Raw genomic sequence first — 7,284 nt, 5'->3', positions numbered from 1 at the left:
TTGATTGTGGAAAACAACAAATTTCCATAAATTTCTATTAGTTTCTACTAATTTCAATTTTTTTAATAATATCTCCCTATCTCCTTAATCTCCACATCTCCTTTTGTTACACCACCTGAACGCTTACAAAAAATTAGCAAAATTCGTGTGTTATTTTTCAACATAACACTAAGTTCTATCCTTATGCTTTTATTTTTTTCATAGCAAGATGGTGCCATTCAATCAAAATAGGACTTGCCACATAAATAGAAGAATATGTTCCGATGACAACTCCTAATAATAACGCTAAGCAGAAATCAAAAGTTACCTGGCTACCATAAATGACAAGAGCCAGAAGGACTAAAAGTACAGTTAGACTTGTGACGATTGTGCGACTTAAAACTTCGTTTATACTTGAGTTAATGATTACCTCATAAGCCTCTTTGCGTCGTAGTTTTAAGTTCTCACGAATACGGTCAAAAACCACAACTGTATCAGTTAGAGAGTATCCGGCTAAGGTCAGGAGGGCAGTTATAGTTAAAAGGGTAATTTCGCGGTTTGTTATCCAAACTAAACCATACACCGCTAAAACATCATGTAGGGTGGCAACAGCGGCGGCTAATCCAAATCTAAATTCAAATCTAAACGCTATATACAAAGTTATAGCGATTATTGCCCAGAATATCGCCCAAAAGGCTTTGGTTTTAAGGTCTTTACCTATCTTTGGACCTACTTCTTCGACTCGCTCCATCACAAATCTATTCCCTTTAAATTCCTGACTAAATATCTTTCTTATTCGCTCATCTATTTTCTCTCCTTTTACCTCTGCCTTTCGCGTCCTGATTAATACCCGATTAGATTCTGCCATTTGTTGTATTTCACTTTCAGGTAAGTTATTTGAAACTAATGCCTGTCGTAATCTATCTGCGGTAACTGGTTTTTGAAAACTTATCTGGACCAAAGAACCTCCCGCAAAATCAACACCCAAATTCGCTTTCCCTATTCCTGTAAAAATAATGGCAACAATGCCTATAACGACTAATATAGTTGAGCCTATGTAAGCATAATATCGAACCCCTACAAAATTTATCTTAGGATTCTTAAGTAATTCTATCATTGAATCTCCTTTATGTCCATTTTATATTGACTACTTTATCAACAGGTAGTCCTGCGGCGCTAAAAAATGTCAATCCCAATAAAGCAAAATACACACTAATTATTATATTACAGTTTTGATTAAACAAACATTTATTATATAATAAAGTTGTGATAAAAATTCCTACTCCTAAACAAACTAATTTTACACTCCACTCAAATAATCTATATCTTCCTTTAGGAATTTCATATTCTTCGTCTTTTCTTCCAATTATTTCTATTTCCTCTTTGTCATCTAAATTTTCCATCTCAATTTTACTCCACAGGAAGGACATTGACTTATTCCTCTTTCTTCAATTCTCCCATGACACCGAGGGCATCTATAGACTTTTTTTGAGAAAGTCTTTATGAGTTCAAGGATAATCCATCCTCCCCCAATAAGTCCTAACATTTTAGATAAACTTTCTATTAAATTTTCTTTTTCTTGATTCATTTTCTCTCACTCTTCAAATTAAAACTAATTTTATGTAACCGAATTTTGGAATTTTATATTTTTAAATACTAAGTGTCTGATATTCTTTTCTTAAGTCAAAAATAAGTCGAGTGATAACGATTGCCGTAAATAGACTAATGGTCACACCAAGAGATAAGGTCACGGCAAAGCCTTTGATTGGTCCAGTGCCAAAGACAAAAAGGATAAGAGCGGTAATTAATGTTGTTACATGCGAATCAAAGACAGTCCAGAATGCCTTTTTATATCCCGAATCGATAGCGGTTTTAACCGGTCTGCCAGCACGGAGTTCCTCTCTTATCCGCTCAAAGATAAGGACATTAGAATCAAGTGCCATACCCATAGTTAAGATAATACCCGCGATACCTGGTAAGGTTAATGTTCCTTTAAACCCGGCTAATCCACCTAACAACATTACTAAACAGCCAACCAGAGCAACATTGGCAATTACACCCGACACTTTATAGTAAATACCCATAAATAGAACAACTAACATAAATCCAGCCATTGAGGCAATAATTCCTTTATGGATAGAATCTTGCCCCAGTGAGGGACCAACAGTGCGTTCTTCTATCACTTTAACCGGTGCCGGCAGAGCTCCTGCGCGTAGAATAATCTTCAGGTCTCGCGCATCTTCTAATGTAAAATTACCTTCAATTTGAGCTCTTCCTCCGTCAATTCTACTTCTAATTACTGGAGCAGACCTGACTTTCCCATCCAAAACAATGGCTAACTGTTCATTAATATGGGCACCAGTTACCCGGGCAAATTTTCTTGCCCCAACTTTATTAAACTCAAGTGAAACAACTGGTTGACTTACTATTCCACCCTGATTACTATCAACCCAGGCATTGACTAGAGTATCACCCGTTAATTCCGGGTCTTTTTTCACCAGGAATTTCTTCCCCTCGTCATCCTCTAATATCTCATAACCTCTTGGTATCTTCCCTGCCTCAGCATCATCCAATCGTTCGTTATCAACTAATCTAAATTCTAAAAGTGCGGTTGAACCAATTAAGTTTTTCGCCCGTCTTGGGTCTTTTAAACCAGGTAGTTGAACAACAATTCTATCCTTTCCTTCTTTTTGAATAATCGGCTCTGATACCCCAAATTTATCTACTCGATTTCGGATAATCTCTAATGCTCGGTCGACTGCATCTGAGGGGTCAGAACCAGGAGGTAATTTCGCCGTATCCACCTCTAAAACTAAATGCATTCCTCCTTGCAGGTCTAAACCTAATTTTATTTTCTGCTGAGGAGGTAACATCAGAAATATACACACACCCATTACACCAATAATAAGTAATGCCTTCCATTTTAAATTTCTTCTCACTTTTTTAGCTCCTTTTTATCAGTTAAAAAAAAAGACAATAGACAACCTGTCATTGTCCCCTGTAAATTAGAAGATTAAATACTCTTTAACCCTCTGAAGTGAAATTCAACTAATTGGTCATTAGTAGTAACGGTTACCAATTACTTCTTCCTCAGTCCTAAAATCAACCTTACTTCTCCTTTACCCAATTTAGTTCGTTGAGCTATTTCATCAATTGATAATCCTTCATCAGATAATTTGTATATCTGGTTATGTAGAATTTCCCGTGTTCTTTTATCTTTAGTCGTTGTTGATTTTACTTCTTCAGTTTTTATCATAGGTTTAGCCACCGAGAGTTCTGTTCTGGGCAAAGACGAAACTATTGAATCAACAGTGATTAACCTACTATCTATTTCCGCAACGCTTTTTTCTAAATTTTTGCTTTTTTTATTAATGGCATCAAATTTTTTATCTATATTCTCTTCTACTTCTGTCATTATTCGTTCATAAGAGACTTGCATTTTTTTAAATTCATTTTCTATGGGTCTATAAACCTCCATACTTGTTTGTTGAGCTAATTCTTTAATACTTAATCCTTTTAACGCATCTAACGGAGCAAGTCTTTTATCAAAATCTCCAAACATCTTTTCCAATCCCTGACAGGTAGTTTGTAATTCTTTTATTCCAGTTTCAATTGGTTTTAGAGTCTCTTTAGATGTCTGGCGGGTAAATTCTTCTATCGGCACACCTTTTAATACCCCCAGTTTTTTATCTACATTTTCAACCATCTTTTCAAGTCCACGGTAACCTGCTTGTAATTCTTTTACATCCTCAACTAATGATTTGTAGACACCCGGTTTTTCTGCAGGAATCCCTTCAATTTCTGATAAAGCAACTAATTCTCTTTGTCTCCATAAATATCTTACCCATAAGAATAAAATTAAAGTAAGAAGACCAAAAAGAACAATTAACCATTTTATAACAGGATTTATTCTCTCGAAGGCAAATTTAGGTTTTGGGACTGGTAATTTTTCTTCAATCTGCGCCGGAGGAATTATTTCTTCTGTCTTTGCAACAACTACTTTTTCTTCCTCGACTGGAGGTTTAGCAATAACTTTGGGCTTTTTGATTTCAGGTTTGACTTTAGGTAAAGGTTCTTGCGGGGTTAATTGTAAAAAGTATTTAGATTCTTCTGGCAGGGTTGGTTCTGTTGGAGGTGGCGGTGGAACCTTTGTTTTAGCTATAATCTTCGGCAATTCCTCTTTGCCTTCAGCGAATTTTAATCCCATTCGCTCTTCTTCTTTAACTACTTCTTCTCTTTTTACTTCTTTAGGTTTAACGGTTGGCTGAGGTATTTTGGGACGCAATTCCTCTCCAGAAATCGCTTTTTCCTCAACCTTCTTTACTTCTTCTACCCTTTCCTTTGGTTCTAACGCCACAGGAGAACCAATTGGTTTAGTTAAGTTTTCTGCATCATTTCTCAAAGAGAATTGTCCTATCTTTGAAGTAGGTTTTTGTTTTTGGGTAACTTCTTGACTCGCTACTACCCCCAAATTACTTATCCCAAAAACAACCACTAATAATAAAAATCCTGATTGTTTCATTTTTCTTTCCCCCCATTTTTAATAATTGAATACAATTTTAATATCAGTATATCTTATTAGATAATATTTTGTCAAGTATTTTTTAGTAAATAAATAAAAAAAGTTGACTTTAATAAAAAAATGAGACCTGTGCAGGTAGGTTTAAGATTATTATTCTTCCCTTACCTTATAATTAATTGGTGGTGTCTTAATCTATCATAAAGGTTTGAAATAGTGTCCGAAAAGGAGATATGGGGATTATGGAGATTAGAAGATAAATTCATTCTAAAATTTTGGAAATTACAATGAATAATCTCCATATCTCCCTTTATTTTCTTATCCCCTTTTGGACACCAAATCTACATAGATTTCACTATTAGCGTTATTTTCAGACACCAGCAAAATTTACTCTTCAGAACTATTTCAAAACAATAATTGTTGACATTTGTTTAACACTATGGTAATATATCTCAAAACCCTATATCACCTAACTATCGAGTCCCTATTAAAAAATCTTAATTTGTGCCGTTGGTGAGTATAATATTTAATTTTTGATTTTGTATTACACAACTTGTTGTGTTTGAAGTGGTTTCGCACTAAGTCAGTACTATTCATTTGTGCTCTCTGACCACGCTAAACAGGTACAAAAAGAGGAAATTTCTGTCTTTGGTGAATAGATTTTAATTTTTTCTCTGCGTCTCTGTGTCTGTGCTGTGAACGATTACGAAAATCTGATACCATTTTAAAGGAGAATAAAAAAATGAATAAAGTTTCATTGTTAGATTTAAAGGCGCAATATGCAAGTATTTCAGGAGAAATTGATGGGGTAATAAATGAAGTTATTAGAAATGGTAGTTTCATATTAGGTGAAAATGTCAAGAAGTTAGAAGAGGAGATTGCTTCATTTTGTCAAACTAAATATGCCGTAGGCGTCGCCTCTGGCACTGATGCCCTCCTGTTGAGTCTTATGGCGTGTGAGATAAAAGCAGGAGATGAGGTGATTACTTCACCGTTCACCTTTATTGCTACGGCTGAGGTGATAGTGCTTTTAGGGGCAAAACCTGTATTTGTTGACATTGACCCCAAAACTTATAATATTGACCCATCTAAGATTAAAACCGCTATTACTCCTAAAACTAAAGCCATTATCCCGGTTCATCTTTATGGTCAACCAGCGGATATGGATGAAATATTACCTGTTGCCAGAGAGTATAATTTAGCCGTGATAGAGGATGCCGCCCAGGCAATTGGGGCTAAATACAAGGGTCAAATGGTTGGTCAAATGGGCACAACAGGTGGATTTTCCTTTTTCCCGGCTAAAAACTTAGGTGCCTATGGTGATGGAGGAATAATTACGACTAACGATGAAGATATTGCCAAAAAACTTAAAATGCTACGCACTCATGGCTCACAAGTTAAATACTACCACGAAATTATTGGCACGAACAGCCGATTGGACGAATTACAGGCAGGCATATTACGGGTAAAATTAAAAAAACTGAATGAGTGGACTCGTAGACGACAGGAGATTGCCAAAACCTATAATGAGGCATTCAGGAATAAAGAAATCATTACCCCGTTTGTTGAAGCATTTAACGAGCCTGTATATAATCAATACACCATAAGGGTAAAGAATAGAGATGGGTTAATAAAACATCTAAAAGAGACAGGTGTTGATACTGCTATTCACTATCCAATACCCTTACATCTTCAACCAGCATTTTCTTACTTAGAGCATAAAATGGGAGATTTTAAAGAAAGCGAACAGGCGGCTAAAGAGGTTTTATCACTTCCTATTTATCCTGAATTAACCTCGCAACAAATCGAAACGGTTATTTGTGCAGTATTAAGTTTTGGGTAACCGTTCAGGCTATATATCAAAAGTGTAAGAAAGGGGATAAGGAGATAAGGGTGATATGGAGATAAGATAATAGAAATAGATTGAAATTTATAGAAATAGGTAGAAATTGATTGTGGGAAACAACAAATTTCCATAAATTTCTATTAGTTTCTACTAATTTCAATTTTTTAATAATATCTCCCTATCTCCTTAATCTCCACATCTCCTTTTGTTACACTACCTGAACGCTTACAGTTTTGGATAAGAGAGAAAATTAGGGACGGTTCACTTTTGTTTGAAAGATTGCGGTTAGAAAATGGAGTTGAAATTAGAAATTAGAGGGAGAAATAAAAGCCCAATTTCTAATTTCCAATTTCAACTTTCTGTGAATGTTTACAAATGTATATCTGAAACAAATCATAGGGAAAACGATAAAATGAACCGTCCCGAAAATTAGGTGGTGTCTTAATCTAGTGTCGTGTTGAGTAAATTCTGCACTATTTTCAAGAATTATCACCTATAGTAGATATTGGTGTTAGGTGTTAGCCCAACTTCGCCGCTTAAAAAAATAAGTCTTGTATTATCAACAACTTACAGAGCAGAGAGGTTGAGTTTTGGCACTACAGTATGAATCCCCACAAAATGATTTGACTGTTTTCCCTGGTTGATAAGGTAACTCCAGGGCATTATAAATCTCTTGATGAGATAATTCAGCCTTTGAGGATTTTCTTATCTGAATCAATTGACCATCTTTCCTTTTCAGGGTTGTGGTTATCCGGACTTGCCTCGACAATATCTGGCGAATCCTTGACCAACTATCTTGTATCCCTTTTCGTCGTCCCTTGAAACGAATGGTCTGTCCAATATGATAAGCAATCACCGTAATAAAAAGATGCCCATCTACTCTCTCCTCTTTCTGATGGTGAATAGGTCTTAATCCTAACTCAGATTTCATACATCTAAA

At 35.5% G+C, this 7,284-nt stretch carries 8 protein-coding genes; 1 reads left to right on the top strand and 7 read right to left on the bottom strand.

Annotation, left to right across the window (positions count from 1 at the left end):
• Positions 1-181 precede the first annotated feature (181 nt).
• The 5 genes from secF to AB1422_14390 form a co-directional block, all read right to left on the bottom strand.
• Positions 182-1,096 (bottom strand): protein translocase subunit SecF, encoded by a 915-nt coding sequence (gene secF, locus AB1422_14410; GenBank protein MEW6620505.1) that lies wholly within the window; start codon positions 1,094-1,096, stop codon positions 182-184.
• A 10-nt stretch (positions 1,097-1,106) separates the two neighbouring features.
• Positions 1,107-1,382 (bottom strand): hypothetical protein, encoded by a 276-nt coding sequence (locus AB1422_14405; GenBank protein ID MEW6620504.1) that lies wholly within the window; start codon positions 1,380-1,382, stop codon positions 1,107-1,109.
• Positions 1,370-1,567, bottom strand: a complete 198-nt coding sequence (locus AB1422_14400; protein MEW6620503.1) for a hypothetical protein — start codon at positions 1,565-1,567, stop codon at positions 1,370-1,372. The genes AB1422_14405 and AB1422_14400 overlap by 13 nt, the downstream gene beginning before the upstream one ends.
• Before the next feature lie 61 nt (positions 1,568-1,628).
• Entirely contained in the window at positions 1,629-2,918 is a 1,290-nt protein-coding gene (gene secD, locus AB1422_14395; GenBank protein ID MEW6620502.1) for a protein translocase subunit SecD, read from the bottom strand.
• A 140-nt stretch (positions 2,919-3,058) separates the two neighbouring features.
• Entirely contained in the window at positions 3,059-4,501 is a 1,443-nt protein-coding gene (locus AB1422_14390) for a hypothetical protein (protein ID MEW6620501.1), read from the bottom strand.
• Positions 4,502-5,240: 739 nt separating this feature from the next.
• Here AB1422_14390 and AB1422_14385 point away from each other — a divergent pair.
• Positions 5,241-6,341: a DegT/DnrJ/EryC1/StrS family aminotransferase gene (locus AB1422_14385; GenBank protein ID MEW6620500.1), complete on the top strand. Its 1,101-nt coding sequence runs from the start codon at positions 5,241-5,243 to the stop codon at positions 6,339-6,341.
• On the opposite strand, the gene AB1422_14380 is transcribed toward AB1422_14385, so the two are convergent.
• Both AB1422_14380 and AB1422_14375 read right to left on the bottom strand, forming a co-directional pair.
• Entirely contained in the window at positions 6,278-6,475 is a 198-nt protein-coding gene (locus AB1422_14380) for a hypothetical protein (protein MEW6620499.1), read from the bottom strand. The two genes, AB1422_14385 and AB1422_14380, sit on opposite strands and share 64 nt — an antisense overlap.
• A gap of 428 nt (positions 6,476-6,903) precedes the next feature.
• Positions 6,904-7,284 (bottom strand): hypothetical protein (locus AB1422_14375; protein ID MEW6620498.1); only part of this gene is annotated, 381 nt, incomplete at its 5' end.

Source organism: bacterium (genome assembly GCA_040757115.1).
GTDB lineage: Bacteria > UBA9089 > CG2-30-40-21 > CG2-30-40-21 > SBAY01 > JBFLXS01.
The sequence above is the reverse complement of the archived record's forward strand: the minus strand, read 5'-3'. Positions and strand labels throughout refer to the sequence as shown.